The following is a 17,335-nucleotide window of genomic DNA, read 5'->3' as shown; positions in this document are numbered from 1 at the left end:
TGTTAACTTATCCTCAAAGATCGTCGTTCACAGATTGCGAAAGAAGCGCAACGCTTCCTCTTTATCACATTGAATTTGTTTTTCTAACTCATCAAGCCCAGACATTTTGCGCTCTGGACGAATAAAACAATTAAACTCAACAGAGACATACTTATGATATAGGTCTCCATCGAAGTCAAAAACATGTACTTCCAATAATGGATATTTGCCATCTACAGTAGGCCGAACACCGATATTAGCAACACCTTGATATTGCTGCCCATCGACAAAAAAACTGACTGCATATACGCCTCGAAGAGCAGGCTCGCACCCTTTCAGATGCACATTTGCGGTTGGAAAACCAATCGTTCGCCCAAGCTGCTTACCACCAATGACACGCCCACTCATGACCAAAGAGTGTCCCATTGAACGAAGCGCATCATCGAAGCGCCCTGATTCCAGCTGCTGTCGAACCAAAGTACTGCTGATTCGCTCGTTATTCTGAGACAAAACAGAGGATGTACTTTCGACATCAAATTCGCTCAATTCACCAAAGCGAGATAAATACTCAAAATCACCCTGACGGTCACAACCGAACCGAAAATCATCGCCAACCACCAAATGCCGAATATGTAACCCCTCTTTTAATATGAGATTACAAAATTCAGACGCATCGAGGTTACGTAATTTGTTGTTAAATGGCAGACACAAGACATAATCAATACCTTGTTGTTGCAACAACTCAATTTTATCTCGCATCCGGGTTATACGACCCGGTGCGGATTCAGGCGCAAAAAACTCGCGAGGCTGAGGCTCGAAAATCATGACACCTGCAGGTGACTGATATTGCTTTGCAAGCGACTTCACTCTAGAGAGTATTGTTTGATGCCCTAAATGCACACCATCAAAATTCCCGATTGTGAGTACGCCATGCTGATGCTTAGAGCGGATATTGTGAATACCCCTAATTAGCTCCATAAAACCTCTAGTGCTGAATCAACCACCGGACACAGGCAAGCCATAAACACTTCGCCTACGTCGAAAAAATAACCGGAATTATATAGTAGTCGGCCACTCAAAGGTAGATCACACCGCAGCAACTTTTAGATCCTTAGCCCTTAACCCGAATAAGAAACACGAACCGCCATAGAGAAAAACACCAACCATCACCAATATCGCAACATGACCTACACGCTGAATATCAGACAACAGCAACCAATCGATCCCGCGAGACTGATAAAAATATATCCACCCTCCCAATACACAACACGCCATAAAGAGTGACGCGACGTGCCTTAGCCAGCGCACATGCCAAACAAAGTATTTGTCTTTTGCCAAACCTCGCCACAACAAAAAGGCATTTAATCCAGCAGAAAGACTCGTTGCGAGCGCGAGTCCCACATGGCCGAAAGGCCAAACCAAAATCAGATTAAACACCATGTTCGAGACCATAGCGATAATCCCTATTCGTACAGGTGTTTTCGTATCTTGACGAGCGTAATACCCTGGAGCCAACACTTTTATAAGCATCATAAAAACAAGACCAATAGAATATGCCTGCAAACTCAATGCGGCCATTTGAACATCATTAGCACTTAAAGCACCACGGTAAAAAATCGTAGCAATAAGCGGCTCCGCAAGAAAAAACAAGGCAACGGAAGAAGGCAACGCAATAACGACAAGCACTCGAAGCGCCCAATCAAGCGTACTCACAAACTTAGCACTATTCTCAGCAGCAAAACTCCGAGACAACGAAGGCAAGATAACGGTGCTGATCGCAATAGCAAACAACCCCAAAGGCAGCTCATAAAGTCGGTCAGACAAATAAAGCCACGTTATCGAGCCAGTTTCCAAAAAAGAAGCCAAGACCGTATCCAATAAAAGATTAATTTGCCCTACAGACACACCAAATAGTGCCGGCCCCATTAATAGCAAAATGCGCTTTACACCCGAATGGCGAAACCCAATGCGCGGGCGGGCAATCAACTTCATTTTGGCCAAGAAAGGCACCTGAAACAGCAACTGAATCAGACCCGCAAAAAACACCCCCCATGCGACCGCGGTTTCTGCCTGCGCAGCTTCTTTAGCAAAATACAAAGTAGCCACTAGTAATGAGACATTTAAAAAAATGGGCGTGATAGCCGGCACGCCATATTCGCCATGGGCATTTAAGATACTCCCTGCCAAAGCAGTGAGCGATATAAACAGCAAGTAGGGAAAAGTGATCGTAAGCAACTCTGCGGCAATCGATGCTTGCAAAGGGTCGTCCGTGAAACCAGGAGCAAACACATAAACCACCCACGGCGCTGCGACCATAAACAACGCAGTCATCGCCAACAACACAACCCCTAACGATCCGGTAACCGCGCCAATTAACTCTCGAACCTCTTCTTTAGTGTTATTAATTCGATAGTCACTTAATACAGGAACAAAGGCCTGCGCGAACGCCCCTTCCGCAAACAAGCGACGGAAAAAATTAGGAATTTTAAAAGCAACGTAAAAGGCATCCGCACTACCACTCGCTCCAAGAACAGAAGCTAATGCCGCATCACGAGCCAAACCAAGTATACGAGAGAGCAAAGTACAAAAGGATACGAGCACACTGGATCGCAAGAGCGTTTTTTTAGATGTCACTGTCGTCTGATCCATAAGGAGTATGTTTTTACTAGCCGATAATTCAGAAATGAAATGATTGATAGGTGTGCGCTTAACCTCTATTTCCGATAGCCCGCCCACCAAGCAACAACGAACAGGATTCTATTACAGAATTGATTAAGGCAATTTAGAATAGCATTCGCACCGGGATATTACAGCTCAAAAAAACATCATTTTGGCTATTATTTGTATAATGGGGTTGCTGCAAGCGCAAAAACTGGTACAATCCGCCGCGAGATTTTCAAGTTAAACTTGACATCAATTTCACTATATAACGACACGTTGTGTTGTTTCATTTTATAAAAGATTTGAAGGAGCCAGACTGTGGCAAACTCCGCCGGTTCAAGAAAACGTGCGCGCCAGGCGATCAAGCGTCGCGCTCACAATGGTAGCCTGCGCTCTATGGTGCGCACATACTTGAAAAAAGTAGATGCAGCTATTGAAGCAGGCAACCAAGCTGAAGCTCAAGCAGCTTACGTTGCAGCAACGTCTAATCTAGACAAAGCAGCAAACAAAGGCCTTTACCACAAAAACAAGGCAGCTCGTCATAAGAGCCGTCTGAGTGCTAAAATTAAAGCACTAGGCTAATTGTTATAAAAAAACCGGCGTCAGCCGGTTTTTTTATATACAGATTTTCTAATCAGACAACTTCTACACAAGAAGTGGCAACAACAAACACACTCTAGCTCGACAAAACCAATCTGTCACTCACCAAAGAATATAATCAACCCCCAAACAACAGCCGCCTGAATCACCGCCAACATAACTGCAGCAGAACCCAAGTCTTTAGCCCTTCCAGACAGCTCATGATGCTCATTGCTGATTCTATCCACAATTGCCTCAACACTCGAATTTAATGTCTCAACAATCAAAATCAAGCTCACACTAAAAATCATCAAAGCAATCTCTAATGCCGAGTCACCCAGCCACAACGCCAATGGCACCGCCAACAAAAACAACCCAACCTCTTGACGAAATGCCGCTTCATGATGCCATTGCGCCTTCAACCCCTGACAGGAATATTTAGCCGCATCCATAACTCGCTCAAATCCAGTTTTACCAGGCTTAGCCATTGAACCCTCTTCTTTAAATCATAACCAAATCATCGCGATGAATTAATTCAGGCTCACCCTCGTAGCCCAACACATCACCCCTTTCAGATGAAGGCTTACCAAGAAGCTTAAGCGTCTCCGCAATGCTATAGTTCACTAATCCGCGCGCAACCAATCCGCCTTTCTCATCCACGCAAATCACCATATCACCACGAGCAAAAGACCCTTCAGCATCTTTCACGCCGACTGGCAGCAGACTTGTGCCTTTTTTACGCAATGCTCGTACCGCACCCTCATCCAGTATCAACGCACCTCGGCTCTTTAGATGCCCTGCTAACCACTGCTTACGAGCCGCTAACGGCGTGAAGTCAGGCAACAGCCAAGTACCTAAAGGCTCACCAGACACAGAGCGCACGATCACACCCACTTCGCGACCAGACGCAATAAGAGTGTCAGCCCCAGAACGCGCAGCCAGTTTCGCAGCGCGCACCTTTGTTAGCATTCCACCACTTCCCAGCACACCAGCACCGCCACTCGCCATCGCCTCAAGCCTCTCATCCGAAGCTGAAGCATGCGATATCAATGTTGCATCTTTATGATCTCTTGGGTTTTTATCGTAAAGACCATTTTGATCGGTCAATATGAGCAACAAATCCGCCTCAACCAAATTCGCAACCAACGCGCCCAATGTATCATTATCACCAAAGCGAATTTCATCCGTTACAACCGTGTCATTCTCATTAACAATCGGAACAACACCCAATCCAAGCAAGGTACGCAACGATGAGCGTGCATTCAGGTAACGGCGTCGATTAGATAAATCATCATGTGTGAGAAGTATCTGCGCTGTATTCAAACCAAAGCGTTCAAAATGAGATTCGTAAACTCCCACTAGCTCCATCTGCCCGACAGCAGCCGCCGCCTGAAGCTCGTTAACTTGTGTCGGTCGAGAGAGAAAACCAAGTCGCTTCATGCCCGCCGCTATTGAACCAGAAGAGACCAATACAACCTCTTTCCCCTGCTTCCTTAGCTCAGCAATCTGCTCAACCCAACTACCAATGCTATTTACATCTAACCCTTGCCCATCGTTTGTGAGCAATGCACTGCCAATTTTGACAACGACACGCTGTGCCTTTGCGATTTTCTCTCTGATATCCATTTTACCACTCTACTTTCATACAAAATGACTGAAGCAAAATTAACGAACGTATTCTACATCCACGTCATAATCGTCATCATCAAAGTCATCGTCATCGCCTTCTTGACCTCTACGTCGACGATTCTCTCTCAATAGACGAATTCGGTCTCGACCTTCTTCATCAATCAAAGCACGTATATTGTTCTCTTCTTCTTTAGCAGAGTCATCTTCCAATAAACGATCTTTCATTTCATCTAGCGTCGTCATCAAATCAAGGCACAGCGGTTCTGTACCCGCACCTGAAATCGCCGAAATTCGGTACACCTTACCTTCCCATTCCAACGCATCGATCACGCTTTGGCAACGCTCTTCAACTTCGTCTTCAGGAACCATGTCGATCTTATTCAGAATCAACCAGCGATCACGCTTTTCAGCCAACGTTGGGGAGAAATTCTCCAACTCATTCACCGCAATAACCGCCGCCTCAGCAGGAGTAACTTCATCCCACGGCGCCATATCAACAATATGCAGAAGAATACGGTTACGCACCAAGTGCTTCAAGAAGCGAATCCCAAGGCCTGCGCCGTCTGCCGCACCCTCGATAATTCCTGGAATGTCCGCAACAACGAAACTCTGGTGTTTCTTCACTTTCACGACACCAAGGTTAGGCACCAAGGTAGTAAAGGGATAATCCGCTACCTTAGGCTTAGCAGAAGAAACGGATCGGATAAACGTGGATTTACCTGCGTTAGGCAACCCCAACAGACCAACATCAGCCAACACCTTCATTTCCAACTTAAGGTTACGCTCTTCACCGGGCGTTCCTTTCGTCGTTTGTCTTGGCGCACGATTGGTACTGGATTTAAAACGAGTATTACCCAGACCATGACGACCGCCCTGAGCAACTTTCAACCTTTGACCAACTTGAGTAAGGTCTCCTAGCGTTTCGCCCGTATCCTCATCGATAATCGTGGTTCCAACAGGCACTTTCAGCACCAAATCTTCACCTTTCTTACCCGTCATATCACGGCCTTGACCACCTTCGCCATTTTCAGAAAGGTATTTCTTGGTATAACGATAGTCAATCAGTGTATTTAAAGACTCATCCGCCTCTAACAAAACACTACCGCCGTCACCGCCGTCACCGCCGTCAGGACCACCTTTGGCTACAAATTTTTCGCGCCAAAAACTCAAGCAGCCGTTTCCACCTTTACCTGCTCGAACATAAATGGTCGCTTCATCAACGAATTTCACAACATCACCTCTTGTGAGGGTTACCAGACTAATTACGTCTGATTATAGAATTTTTCCAAAAAAAAAGCCCCGCGCTGCGGAGCTCTTTTCGTTCTTTTCGATAAAAGAAATTAAGCAGAAACGACAGAAACTGTGCGACGCTTGAATTTACCTTTAACTTCGAACTTAACCTGACCTTCAGAAACCGCAAACAAAGTGTGATCTTTACCGATACGAACACCTTCACCAGCGTGGAATTGAGTGCCACGTTGACGAACTAAGATGTTACCAGGAATAACAACTTCGCCGCCGAAACGCTTAACACCTAATCGTTTCGACTGACTGTCGCGACCGTTCTTAGTACTACCACCAGCTTTTTTGTGAGCCATGATTTACTCCTAAAATATTAAAACTTTAACGCTTAGTTAATGCCTGTGATTTTCACTTCTGTGAACCACTGACGATGACCCATGCGCTTCATAGAGTGCTTACGACGACGGAATTTCAAGATTTTAACTTTGTCGCCACGGCCGTGAGAAACAACTTCAGCTGTTACTTTAACGCCTTCTACAACAGGCGCGCCAACTTTAACGTCGTCGCCGTTGCTAACAAGAAGAACGTCGTTGAACTCAACAGCTTCACCAGCTTCAATAGCTAGCTTCTCAACTTTAAGAGTTTGACCTTCTTGCACGCGGTATTGCTTACCGCCGGTTTTGATCACTGCAAACATTTTTTTCTCCAATTAGATTTACCCGGCTACTGGAATAAGTTTGACCTACTTCTAGTGGCAAGTTCGTATTCACTCTGAATCAAAGGACAAGCCTAAGACGCCAAGCAATCACGATATACCATATGATAGGGAGCAAAGTGTGGGTAAATCGGACGCAGCATTGTACAAAAGAGAACCACTTAAAACAATAGCAACACAAGTTTTCTAGTACTTTTTCGTGTTTTTAGTTGACCCTCTCGTCGCGCTTACCTAGCATGTTGCGCAATTGCTCAATAGCATACGATTACAAAGCTTCGGAAGACCCATGCAACCCACCAAGATTCATGATGTTGTGGCTGATGAATTCAGTCAGGTAAATGATTACATTCTTAGCCAACTGAAAAGTGAGATTCCTCTCATTGAACAGATTGGCTACTACATTATCAGTAACGGCGGCAAGCGAATGCGCCCCCTTATGGTTCTGCTTGCCGCACGTGCAGCACAACCCGCTCAAGGGCTTTCCGAAACGCAACTTAGTCACACCGTCAAGATGGCTTCTATTATCGAATTCATCCACACTGCGACTTTACTCCATGACGATGTTGTTGATGAATCCGATATGCGTCGAGGCAAAAAGACGGCAAACGAGGAATGGGGTAACGCTCCTAGCGTCTTGGTAGGCGACTTCCTCTATTCTCGTGCCTTTCAAATCATGGTAAATGTTGGCAGTGTGCCCTGTATGGAGATTCTTTCAAATACAACCAACATCATCTCTGAAGGCGAAGTACAACAACTTATCAACTGTGGCGACCCTGACACGAGTGAAGAAAGCTATCTCAAAGTCATACAATACAAAACAGCGAAGCTATTTGAAGGCGCGGCTTTGTGTGGCGCTGTCGTTGCAGGCGCATCAGAAGAACATCAGAAGGCCCTACAAGCTTACGGTATGTATGTAGGCACCGCCTTTCAGCTTGTCGATGATGTAATGGACTATGTTAGTACGGCAGAAGAAATGGGCAAAAGTGTCGGTGATGATCTAGCAGAGGGCAAACCAACTCTCCCGTTGATTTACACAATGAAACACGGCGATGCTGATGCTAAAGAGCGCGTAAGACAAGCAATCCTAACAGGTGGGCTTGAGAATCTAGAACAGATTCTATCGGATGTACGCGCCTGTGGAGCGATCGAATACACGGAAAAACAAGCAGAAGAGCAAGCCGATTTAGCGATCAAGGCAATTCAGGCTTTCCCAGAGTCTGAGCATAAATCGGCGCTTATCGCCCTAGCGAATGCCGCTGTAAAACGACGTAATTAAGAGTAAGAGAATCCCTCAGCTCAAGAGGCCTTACTACAAAAGGCCTCTAACCACTTCCGCCGTATCAAAAGGCTGCTCTTGCATAAAGCAATGCTCCCCCTCCACTTCTACTAATTGGATATTAGAGTTGAGCTTGGCGGCTAAATGATACGATTCTTTAAAGTATTTATAAGTGTCTTTACCGTACACGATTTGCGTAGGCACAGACAGACGCTTAACAGCTTTCCAAAGACCTTTTGGATAACTGGCAAAAATAGCCGCCTCCATCCAAGTTGGGCAATTTAAATGGTAATGATTGTGATCGTCACAGGTTAACGAGTAGCGAATATAATCCTCTAGACACTCTTCGTCCCAACCTTTAAATATACCTCGCCCCAAAAAGCTTTTTTTAACTTGCGCATAGGAATCCCATTGAGTTCGGCGTTTACGCGTTCGCTTCGCCAATGGAACATAATGATCCAATCCCGCAATTTGCATCCCCCGTAGCAGCCAAATTAGACGAGGAGGAAACAAAGCTGGATCCAAAAGAACCAGTCGCTCAAAATGCTCAGGCGCTTGAACACTCATTAATAAGGTCATCGCCCCACCGAAACTATGCCCTACACCGCAAAGGGGCACATCCAACGTCTCGCTGTAATGCACTAGAGACTCATTGAAACGTCGTGCTGTCTCATTCCAACCAATAAACGCTTTGCCAGCAGGAGATTCCCCATGCCCGGCAGCGTCCTGAGTCAGGATAGTATAATCCTTTGCAAGCGGAGACAGCATTTTACTGTAGGTACCGACCGCAAAACCATTACCGTGCAAAAAATGGAGCGCTTTACGCGGACTCTCAGACTGATGTTTGTAGCCAGCTAACGCCCAATTATCTTTTTCATTCTGAAAAGATATTGGCTCAAAATTAAGCGAATTCATGAATTACCAGCCACCAAAGAAATAATCTAAAAACATATCAAAATAACCCAGTTAGAACATATTATAATTTCTAGGGAGATACAATGAGACAATAATCGTCATTTTACCGCATCTGTACCTTCTATTTTTACCTCTTTTTACGAGTATCCTTGGTTTTTTTGTCTGCAAACATTCATATTAAGCCATCATATCGATATAATTGTCAGGATTTATTACTGCTAATTGGACCACTCAAGAAGCGCCCTGTGTTAGGGACAGGCTGAAAGTGGAAATAGGACTATAATGACTACAGCTTCATCGTTTGAAAAAGACGAACTACTAAAATGCGGCTACGGCGAAATGTTTGGTGCGGGTAACGCACAACTTCCCGTTGGCAATATGCTTATGATAGATCGCATCGCTCACATCTCAGCGGAAGGCGGCGAGTTTGATAAAGGCGAAATCATTGCCGAACTCGATATCAATCCAGACCTATGGTTCTTCGAGTGTCACTTTCCTGGCGACCCAGTCATGCCTGGCTGTTTAGGTCTTGATGCAATGTGGCAACTTGTTGGCTTTTTCCTAGGTTGGAAAGGCAATAAAGGCCGCGGTCGTGCTTTAGGTGCTGGCGAAGTCAAATTCACAGGCCAAATTCTACCAACAGCCAAAAAAGTCACCTTTCATATTCAATTGAAGCGTGTGATTGAACGTAAGTTGGTAATGGGTATCGCAGACGGAAGCGTAAAAGTCGACGGTCGCGAGATCTACACAGCAAAAGATTTGCGTGTTGGCCTTTTCACTTCAACTGAAAATTTCTAATTAAAAGTAAAGAGGCAGATTTATGCGTCGTGTAGTAGTAACTGGCCTAGGCGTTGTAAGTTGCTTAGGTAATGATAAAGAGAGCGTTTTAGACTCTTTAAAAGAAGGCAAATCAGGCATTCGTTTTGCCGATGATTATAAAGAACATGGGTTCCGTAGCCACATTTGTGGTCGAATCGACGTTGACGCTACTGTCATCGATCGTAAAGTACGCCGCTTCATGGGCGACGCTGCGACATACGCCTATCTGTCTATGCAACAAGCGATTGCTGATTCAGGTCTTTCAGAAGATCAAGTTTCTAACGTTCGCACGGGACTAATCGCGGGTTCTGGCGGTGCATCTGCACAGAACTTAGTAGACTCAGCAGATACACTCCGCGAAAAAGGCGTTAAGCGTGTTGGACCATACCGTGTTACTCAAACCATGGGTAGCACCGTATCAGCATGTCTAGCAACGCCTTTTAAAATCAAGGGTGTGAACTACTCGATTACATCTGCTTGTTCTACAAGTGCACACTGTATCGGCAATGGCATGGAACTTATCCAGCTTGGCAAACAAGACATCGTCTTTGCCGGTGGTGGTGAAGAAGAAAGCTGGACGCAAACATGTATGTTTGATGCAATGGGTGCGCTTTCTTCTAAGCGTAACGACACACCAGAACAAGCTTCTCGTGCATACGATGCAACTCGTGACGGTTTCGTCATCGCTGGCGGCGGCGGCATGTTGGTTCTTGAAGAACTTGAACACGCTAAAGCACGTGGCGCGAAAATCTACGCAGAAGTCGTAGGTTACGGTGCAACGTCTGACGGCTATGACATGGTTGCGCCATCGGGTGAAGGTGCGATGCGTTGTATGCAAATGGCAATGAGCACTATCGACGGTGACATTGACTACATCAACACGCACGGTACAAGTACACCTGCTGGTGATATGAAAGAGCTTCAAGCCGTTAAAGAGACCTTTGGTGACAAGATCCCTTCAATTAGCTCAACGAAGTCTTTATCTGGCCACTCTCTAGGTGCTGCAGGCGTTCATGAAGCTGTCTACAGCTTGTTAATGATGGAAAACAACTTCATTGCCGCTTCTGCTAACGTTGAAGAGCTAGATCCAGAGGCTGATGGCATCCCTGTTGTGACAGAGCGTCAAGACAACGTAGACCTTAAGCATGTTATGTCTAACAGCTTTGGCTTCGGTGGCACTAACGCCAGCCTTGTTTTCAAAAAATACGAAGGCTAATAACTCGATTACTTCATAGCGAGCTATTAAGATCAGATCTAAAAAAACCGCGACTTGTCGCGGTTTTTTTTCCTTAAATGACCCTACCAAGCATTACCGCCATTCAAATAGAACTCGGAAAAACCTTGACCATTTTGATCAAAAACTGTTCGAACGGTAGTCATCATTGGCTTACTCCTCAAACACTCAGTCGTTTCCCAACTCATAGACGCACTAAAAAAATAGGATGTCGACGAAAACGGGAAATATATTCCCCCAAGTGTTTTTGAAGGCATCACTGCACCAGCAACAGAAGAAGGGCTATTCGAAGCAGAAAATTTTTGAAGATACTGATACCCAGCTCCAGCAACTAGCTCACCATTATTCGAACTAAAGTGATATGGTGAAAACTTAAAATTTACGGTTTGATTTGACTTATTTTCAACTATTATGTGAGTGCGTTGATAAGGATTCTGTATTGTTGGAGGAATCCTTTGCCATCCTTTATATACTATCTCACTAGCTTCCGTAATAAAGGTATGAACTGTTGGATCGTACTTCTCTAACTTATTACTTTCATTATAGACATACTCGGTCCCCATACACGCATCAGTATCTAGAGTGTATGCCTGCAATGGTAAACATATTAACGCCCCCACAGCGACAACTAACTTTTTCATCCTTAACTCCTTCTATTAAACTGCAATCGAACTCTATATAAAAAAATATCTCAAATCAGTGCATCTGACTCATAGTCGTACGCATCCAGGATTCCATCTCTTCGTGAATCTCGCTGGTCGACTTCCCTTCTGATTCAATCAATTTACCAATTGATACTTTGATTTCGCCTGAGTAACGTTTCCACGTACGACTGGGCCATACATGTCCGGCATTATGAACCATAGGTAATATAGGCGCCTTGGCAGAGGCCGCTAACATTGCAGCGCCTTTATTAAAGGCTTTTTCTTGGCCGGGCTTAGCACGCGTTCCTTCAGGAAAAATTAACACTGATCGGCCTGAGGCGATTCGCTCTTTGCCTTGCTTCAGTATTTGCTTCAATGCCCCTGCTCGTTTTGAGCGGTCGATCGCAATAGGCTGAACCATTCGCAATCCCCAGCCGAAAAACGGAATAGAAAGTAGCTCCTTTTTTAGGACGGTTGAAATGGGCGTCGTTAATACTTGAAGCAAATAGGTTTCCCATTCGCTTTGGTGGTTTGAAACCAACACCACAGGCCTTCCTTTAGGGACGTTTTCCAACCCTTCAATTTCAACTCGAACGCCACATACCACTCTGAATAGGAACAATAAAATATGGTTGTGAACATTAAGAACAGGTTGTCTGCAACGCTCGGGAAGGAAGAACGCTATTGTCGGGGCAACCACCCCCGTAAAACCGGTCAATACTGAATAGATAATCAAAAACAGAATGGAACCAATCCATGACCTTAATGACATCTTACGATTCATAAAGATGTAAACCCCTATCTCTAAACCAATTAGAGCGCTACTGCGCTCTATTCTGTTGTTGAATCAATGGATTCGCGTACATTTGTAGTACCGTCTTTCGTAACGCTTCTGGACACGTATCTATGTACTCAGAAAATGCCTTATCGCCTGACTTTTCACCGTTCAACATGGCTAAAGCAGCCTCATTCGAAGGATGTATTGCATAGTTAGCGACGATTTGACGATCGATTTCTTCAACCATTGCCTCAGGCGTGTCGCAATTGTGGTCAATCAGATCACCAAATGTCACCACGACTTTACCCTTAAATCCTACAATACCATTCTTAATGCTATCAATGTCTTCGAATTCAGATTTTTCATAACTTCCTGTCGTCGATTTTTCTTGCAACTCATTTGCTTTATCGAAGGCACAAGGGTCGTATTCATACGAGATAGAAACAGGGACGATTTTTAAGCTTTTCATAGCATCAGGAAATGCGACTTTCTGTTTTTTCTGACTCATGTAAAACATTTTAATAATGGCTGGATCCGTTTGATCTATGCCATCTTTCGCGCGCCCTTCTTTTTGAGCAATCCAAATATTGGAATGATCTTCTGTTAAAGAGTGTGTGATATAGGAAGACAACTGACCAAACGCCGCCATCATTTCCCGCACACCGTTCGCAGAACGCTTTACGATAAAGCTCTTATTCAAACGCATCAGGTCAGAGACAAACTCACGACGTAACAAGTTATCGCCAATTGCAATACGAACGGTATCCAACCCTGCCAGATAGAGCCCATAGTTTACAAACGCAGGATCCATTGCAATATCGCGGTGATTAGAAAGAAAAAGGTACCCTTCTCCTTTCGTGAGTTTTTCGATACCGCGATACTCAACATCCGTTGTTGTTGTCTTAATCATGCGCTCCATGTAATCCGCCACTTTCATTTGAAAGTCATGAACACACTGGATTTTAGAGGTCTCTCGTTTTAGCACGAGCTTAACAAGAGAGTTAAGCACTCCACGCGTCCAATGTGGCCATTTTGCAAATCGAAAACCAATAATGGTTTTAATAAAGTCAGGTGTTTCCACCAGATTTTCTAACACCCCGGCGACTTCATCGTCGTTGTAAGGGCGAATATCATGAAACTGATCCATTAATAATTCCGTTCTCTAGCGAACTTTTGTTATAGGTTGTTAATTGTAAAGCCTTGTTCCTCAAGAACTTGGGCATTCGCCGCAGAACTAATCACTGCGGCACTCTCATTTTCAGGCGTTAAGTAACTCTTCGCCACACGTTGCAAATCCTCTACCGTCACAGAGAGAATTCGCTTACGCTGTTGTTCACGGTACGCTTGTTCACGACCGTGTAACTGCAAGAAGAAGTCTCCTTGCGCCTCTCCAGCTGGAGAACTCGGTTTATCAAGAGAACCAATCACTCCGAGAATCGCTTCTTCTAATGCTTCTTCTGAATGATCATTTTCTAATAACCATGAGACAGACTGGTCGAAATCCGCCAAGGTCTCAGACAAACGCGGATCGCGGTACGAATAAAAGCGGAAAGCGCCCGCTGTACCATCGAAGCTTGCCCCGCCGCCGTAAGCACCGCCCTGCTCACGAATGACTCTATGTAAGTAACCATTTCGCAAGAAGCCGCCTAATACCGTTAACGGTGCAACATCTGGGTGACTGCCGGATGGTGTTTTAAACGCTTTCGAACAAAAGCTAACTTGAGTTGCTGTCGTCCAACCTTGTTTTACCGTCTTCTCAACAAACGGTAATGTAAAGCGCCCCAACTCAGAAGATGATTGAGCAATGTTCTGCCAAACAGGGGAAAGCTCAGCTTCCAGCGACTCCAAATGATGACCTTCCGCCACCAGCAAGACTTGCTTCGGCATTGAAAGCACTTTTGAATGTATGGATGTTAGCTTGGCAACCAATACATTCATTGCGTCATCACCTTCTTTGAGAGAATCGTCCAACGCGATTAGGTTTGCGATCCCTGTCATACCACCCCACGCTTCTTCCTGTGAAGACAGCCCAGAGATGCCACTCGCCGCTGACGTCATTGCCAAAGAGTGACCTTGGCCTGTAATCGACTGTTGACGACGTGCGCGACGCTGCGCAATTAGCTCTTTAATGCGACCGGCTTCATCAAAGCGTACGTTTTTCAACGTATCCGTCATCAACTCAGTCATTGCTAACGCATTTGGCACAAGCGCTTTAGAAGAGATGACAAAGTAGCCATTTAGTACGTGCTTATCTTCAAGCGTTGCGCGAATCGAGTTCGACGCACCTAGCCCGCCACAAATCTCAGCTTGACGAGATTGCATTGCCAGATAATCCTTATCACCCACACCCACTTCGCTTAGCAACATAGCAAACGTCGGTAAAACGGCCGTTTCTTCTGCGGTTAACTCAGGCAGTTCGATCACTAGCTGCTGGTACACCAAGCCATTTGTACCTTGAGGGTAAAACGTAACGGGTACGGCTTTTTCAAGTGACTGATTGTCGTAAACAGGAATCGATGCAGGTACATCTTCTAGGCCTACTTTAGGTAGAATGCTAATATCATCCACCTGCTCTTGGCGCTCTTTTAACGCGTTAGAACGATCAATGATGTTTTGCTTCTCATCTTCAGAAAGAGACGCTTTGATATTCGCCAAACGGGCTTTTTCGGCGTCGTTTCTCACATTTTCTAATGAATCATCCGGAGACAAGGTTAACGTCACACGGTGCGCATTTGAAAGGATCAAACTGCGAATCAAATTCGGAATGTAATCCGTATTTTTCACTTTTTCGCGCATGCTATCAATAACAGGATCAAGATCCAACTGAGCGATTACATCGCCAGAATGAACCGCCGTAGACAGACCTGCCAGAATCAGTTGAAGACCGTAAGGGTAGCCGCCGCCACCAATTTCTCTCTGACTCAACTCTAACTGGTGCAACATCGCATCGACCATACTTTGGTCAACGCCATTTTCAGCCACCTCTTCTAATGCGTCTAAAATAAGCTTCTCAACGGCTTCAGCGTTCTCACGCTTCACACCTTCAAGACCACACATGAAGCTCATTTCTTTATTGCTGTCTTCAAGGCCGCACAATGGAGAAGGAGCTTGGCCTAACTCAGAGTTTTCCAATACACGACGCAGTGGTGACGCAGAATTATCTAGCAACACACTAGACAACAACTGGGCCTCAAATTGCTGCCCAAGGTCTGTACTTTCACCGAGAAGCCAACTCACAACAACGTGCGAGCCATCTTCTTTTACTTCTTCCGCCGCAAAGCCTTCTTCTACTCGTACAGGCGCGAAATAGCGCTTTGCATTGTCAACCGACACGGTTGCATCCAATGACTCAAATCGCGATAACACCTTCTCTTCGAACTGGGCTTGTAAAGTTTCTGCTGGAATATCACCAAATGTCATAAACACCGCATTCGATGGGTGATAATGCTTACGGTAAAATGCCATGAGATCGTCATAAGACAGATCTGGAATATCCGTTGGCTCACCACCAGAATTAAAATGGTAAGTGTTATTTGGGAACAAATACTTCGTCATGGTCTGCCACAATACAGACGTCGTCGAACTCATTGCGCCTTTCATTTCATTAAACACAACGCCTTTAAACGTTAGGTCAGACTCTGCATTTTCTGGCTCTTCGAACTCAAGTCGATGTCCTTCTTGAGCAAAATCCATCGGATCAAGGCGCGAGAAAAATACAGCATCAAGATAGACATCGAGTAAGTTGAAATAGTCTTTCTTGTTCTTACTGGCAAATGGGTAAGCCGTCCAGTCGGAGGATGTAAACGCGTTCATGAAGGTATTAAGTGAACGGCGAATCATCATAAAAAACGGATCGCGAACAGGGAAACGCTCAGAACCACATAAGACAGAGTGCTCCAAAATATGAGCAACACCGGTCGAATCAGTCGGTACCGTTTTTAATCCAACCAAAAAAACATTTTCGTCGTTATCTGAGGCGATATGATAGTGCTTTGCGCCTGTCGTCGTATGTTCGAATTCCTGAACGGATACATTCAGTGCATCGATGTATTCACTGCGTACAAATGAAAACGCAGGATGGTGTGCAATGCTATTTGTCATTCCCTACCTCGTAAACGGTACTCATAGGTGATATCTAAAGAATTGGGTATCGCTCTGGCAAAATTCAATGGTTAAAAAGTGGACTGCCAGAAAAGAGGCCAATTGTATCAAATTCCGCGCTTCTACAGAACAAATTGCTCGCCTGATTGAAAAATAGACACAAAAACCCTAACGTTTTTGATGTTTTTCCCAGTTTTCCAGACGCGCTTTTTCACTTTTCCGGAAGAGAACATACACTGCGCCGAGGCCGCCATGGTGACGTTGGGCAGAATGAAAGGCCATGACATCGTCTAAATCACGAAGCCATTTATTAATGTAACTTTTAATGGTGGCTTGATTATTGGGGTCGGGCTCTCGATCGCCTTTACCATGAACAATAATCGCCACTCGAATATCATGCTTAATGCAATCTTCAACAAACTGGAACACTTGTTGACGCGACTGCTCAACTGTACGGCGGTGTAGATCCAATCGAGCCTCAATGCCATATTTGCCTTGTCGCAAACGTTTAAAAACACCGTCTTGCACGCCATCTTTCTTATATTCCAGCATGTCGTTGGGATCCACTTTCAACACATAATCATGAGAAAGATGATTACGATCCGCTTCGGCTGCCACCTGAGCAGCGAGCTTTCTTGCTTCGTAGTCGACAGGCGCACCTTTCTTCGCAAGATATACTTCGTCTTTTTTTAAAGGTGTTACCCCCTCTACTTCTTGAGCAAAAAGGGAAAAATCATCATCGTCTGCCACTCAAAACCCCAAA

17 protein-coding genes are annotated in these 17,335 nt (G+C 45.0%); 4 read left to right on the top strand and 13 right to left on the bottom strand.

The genetic code is table 11. The annotated features are described in order from the left end of the window. Window positions 1–27: 27 nt before the first annotated feature. Together ribF and murJ are read right to left on the bottom strand one after the other, a co-directional pair. Window positions 28–957, bottom strand: a complete 930-nt coding sequence (gene ribF / locus MARME_RS01495; RefSeq protein WP_013659505.1) for a bifunctional riboflavin kinase/FAD synthetase — start codon at window positions 955–957, stop codon at window positions 28–30. A gap of 108 nt (window positions 958–1,065) precedes the next feature. After that, window positions 1,066–2,628 (bottom strand): murein biosynthesis integral membrane protein MurJ, encoded by a 1,563-nt coding sequence (gene murJ, locus MARME_RS01490; protein ID WP_083799836.1) that lies wholly within the window; start codon window positions 2,626–2,628, stop codon window positions 1,066–1,068. Between the two features lie 330 nt (window positions 2,629–2,958). On the opposite strand from murJ, the gene rpsT reads away from it, so the two are divergent. After that, complete coding sequence (rpsT, locus tag MARME_RS01485; RefSeq protein ID WP_013659503.1) at window positions 2,959–3,222, top strand: 30S ribosomal protein S20; 264 nt, start codon at window positions 2,959–2,961, stop codon at window positions 3,220–3,222. Window positions 3,223–3,338: 116 nt separating this feature from the next. Here the strand turns inward: rpsT and MARME_RS01480 are convergent, their stop codons facing one another. From MARME_RS01480 to rplU, 5 genes are all read right to left on the bottom strand, one after another. Then, on the bottom strand, window positions 3,339–3,707 hold the full coding sequence (locus MARME_RS01480) for a diacylglycerol kinase (protein WP_013659502.1): 369 nt from the start codon (window positions 3,705–3,707) through the stop codon (window positions 3,339–3,341). Window positions 3,708–3,720: 13 nt separating this feature from the next. Next, complete coding sequence (gene proB / locus MARME_RS01475; RefSeq protein ID WP_013659501.1) at window positions 3,721–4,845, bottom strand: glutamate 5-kinase; 1,125 nt, start codon at window positions 4,843–4,845, stop codon at window positions 3,721–3,723. A 39-nt stretch (window positions 4,846–4,884) separates the two neighbouring features. After that, complete coding sequence (gene cgtA, locus MARME_RS01470; RefSeq protein WP_013659500.1) at window positions 4,885–6,078, bottom strand: Obg family GTPase CgtA; 1,194 nt, start codon at window positions 6,076–6,078, stop codon at window positions 4,885–4,887. A gap of 110 nt (window positions 6,079–6,188) precedes the next feature. Then, the gene (rpmA, locus tag MARME_RS01465) at window positions 6,189–6,446 is read right to left on the bottom strand and encodes a 50S ribosomal protein L27 (RefSeq protein ID WP_013659499.1); all 258 of its coding nucleotides are present in this window, start codon (window positions 6,444–6,446) and stop codon (window positions 6,189–6,191) included. Window positions 6,447–6,478: 32 nt separating this feature from the next. Beyond that, window positions 6,479–6,787: a 50S ribosomal protein L21 gene (gene rplU / locus MARME_RS01460; protein ID WP_013659498.1), complete on the bottom strand. Its 309-nt coding sequence runs from the start codon at window positions 6,785–6,787 to the stop codon at window positions 6,479–6,481. Between the two features lie 304 nt (window positions 6,788–7,091). On the opposite strand from rplU, the gene ispB reads away from it, so the two are divergent. Further along, a complete protein-coding gene (gene ispB / locus MARME_RS01455) occupies window positions 7,092–8,081 on the top strand; it encodes an octaprenyl diphosphate synthase (protein WP_013659497.1) in 990 nt (329 codons plus the stop codon). Between the two features lie 33 nt (window positions 8,082–8,114). On the opposite strand, the gene MARME_RS01450 is transcribed toward ispB, so the two are convergent. Further along, a complete protein-coding gene (locus tag MARME_RS01450) occupies window positions 8,115–8,996 on the bottom strand; it encodes an alpha/beta fold hydrolase (RefSeq protein WP_013659496.1) in 882 nt (293 codons plus the stop codon). Window positions 8,997–9,278: 282 nt separating this feature from the next. Between MARME_RS01450 and fabA the strand changes: the two genes are divergently transcribed. Continuing rightward, window positions 9,279–9,794, top strand: a complete 516-nt coding sequence (fabA, locus tag MARME_RS01445; RefSeq protein WP_013659495.1) for a 3-hydroxyacyl-[acyl-carrier-protein] dehydratase FabA — start codon at window positions 9,279–9,281, stop codon at window positions 9,792–9,794. A 22-nt stretch (window positions 9,795–9,816) separates the two neighbouring features. Continuing rightward, on the top strand, window positions 9,817–11,031 hold the full coding sequence (gene fabB / locus MARME_RS01440; RefSeq protein WP_013659494.1) for a beta-ketoacyl-ACP synthase I: 1,215 nt from the start codon (window positions 9,817–9,819) through the stop codon (window positions 11,029–11,031). 83 nt (window positions 11,032–11,114) lie between these two features. On the opposite strand, the gene MARME_RS01435 is transcribed toward fabB, so the two are convergent. From MARME_RS01435 to smrA, 5 genes are all read right to left on the bottom strand, one after another. Next, on the bottom strand, window positions 11,115–11,690 hold the full coding sequence (locus MARME_RS01435; RefSeq protein WP_013659493.1) for a hypothetical protein: 576 nt from the start codon (window positions 11,688–11,690) through the stop codon (window positions 11,115–11,117). Window positions 11,691–11,745: 55 nt separating this feature from the next. Further along, window positions 11,746–12,477, bottom strand: coding sequence for a lysophospholipid acyltransferase family protein (locus MARME_RS01430; protein ID WP_013659492.1), 732 nt, complete (start codon window positions 12,475–12,477; stop codon window positions 11,746–11,748). A gap of 37 nt (window positions 12,478–12,514) precedes the next feature. Further along, on the bottom strand, window positions 12,515–13,618 hold the full coding sequence (locus MARME_RS01425; protein ID WP_013659491.1) for a 1-acyl-sn-glycerol-3-phosphate acyltransferase: 1,104 nt from the start codon (window positions 13,616–13,618) through the stop codon (window positions 12,515–12,517). A gap of 29 nt (window positions 13,619–13,647) precedes the next feature. Then, window positions 13,648–16,572: an insulinase family protein gene (locus MARME_RS01420; RefSeq protein ID WP_013659490.1), complete on the bottom strand. Its 2,925-nt coding sequence runs from the start codon at window positions 16,570–16,572 to the stop codon at window positions 13,648–13,650. A gap of 168 nt (window positions 16,573–16,740) precedes the next feature. Then, window positions 16,741–17,322, bottom strand: coding sequence for a DNA endonuclease SmrA (gene smrA, locus MARME_RS01415; protein ID WP_013659489.1), 582 nt, complete (start codon window positions 17,320–17,322; stop codon window positions 16,741–16,743). Between the last annotated feature and the right edge of the window lie 13 nt (window positions 17,323–17,335).

This window comes from Marinomonas mediterranea MMB-1 (genome assembly GCF_000192865.1).
In the GTDB taxonomy this organism is placed as follows: Bacteria; Pseudomonadota; Gammaproteobacteria; order Pseudomonadales; family Marinomonadaceae; genus Marinomonas; species Marinomonas mediterranea.
This window is presented reverse-complemented; position numbering and strand designations above follow the sequence as displayed.

What these genes read in the sequence shown, in the direction of transcription:
- ispB (WP_013659497.1), top strand. Translation starts at nt 7,092, where the DNA reads ATGCAACCCACCAAGATTCATGATGTTGTGGCTGATGAATTCAGTCAG.
- MARME_RS01435 (WP_013659493.1), bottom strand. Translation starts at nt 11,690, where the DNA reads ATGAAAAAGTTAGTTGTCGCTGTGGGGGCGTTAATATGTTTACCATTG.
- fabA (WP_013659495.1), top strand. Translation starts at nt 9,279, where the DNA reads ATGACTACAGCTTCATCGTTTGAAAAAGACGAACTACTAAAATGCGGC.
- murJ (WP_083799836.1), bottom strand. Translation starts at nt 2,628, where the DNA reads ATGGATCAGACGACAGTGACATCTAAAAAAACGCTCTTGCGATCCAGT.
- proB (WP_013659501.1), bottom strand. Translation starts at nt 4,845, where the DNA reads ATGGATATCAGAGAGAAAATCGCAAAGGCACAGCGTGTCGTTGTCAAA.
- MARME_RS01450 (WP_013659496.1), bottom strand. Translation starts at nt 8,996, where the DNA reads ATGAATTCGCTTAATTTTGAGCCAATATCTTTTCAGAATGAAAAAGAT.
- MARME_RS01430 (WP_013659492.1), bottom strand. Translation starts at nt 12,477, where the DNA reads ATGAATCGTAAGATGTCATTAAGGTCATGGATTGGTTCCATTCTGTTT.
- ribF (WP_013659505.1), bottom strand. Translation starts at nt 957, where the DNA reads ATGGAGCTAATTAGGGGTATTCACAATATCCGCTCTAAGCATCAGCAT.
- MARME_RS01425 (WP_013659491.1), bottom strand. Translation starts at nt 13,618, where the DNA reads ATGGATCAGTTTCATGATATTCGCCCTTACAACGACGATGAAGTCGCC.
- fabB (WP_013659494.1), top strand. Translation starts at nt 9,817, where the DNA reads ATGCGTCGTGTAGTAGTAACTGGCCTAGGCGTTGTAAGTTGCTTAGGT.
- MARME_RS01480 (WP_013659502.1), bottom strand. Translation starts at nt 3,707, where the DNA reads ATGGCTAAGCCTGGTAAAACTGGATTTGAGCGAGTTATGGATGCGGCT.
- MARME_RS01420 (WP_013659490.1), bottom strand. Translation starts at nt 16,572, where the DNA reads ATGACAAATAGCATTGCACACCATCCTGCGTTTTCATTTGTACGCAGT.
- rpmA (WP_013659499.1), bottom strand. Translation starts at nt 6,446, where the DNA reads ATGGCTCACAAAAAAGCTGGTGGTAGTACTAAGAACGGTCGCGACAGT.
- rplU (WP_013659498.1), bottom strand. Translation starts at nt 6,787, where the DNA reads ATGTTTGCAGTGATCAAAACCGGCGGTAAGCAATACCGCGTGCAAGAA.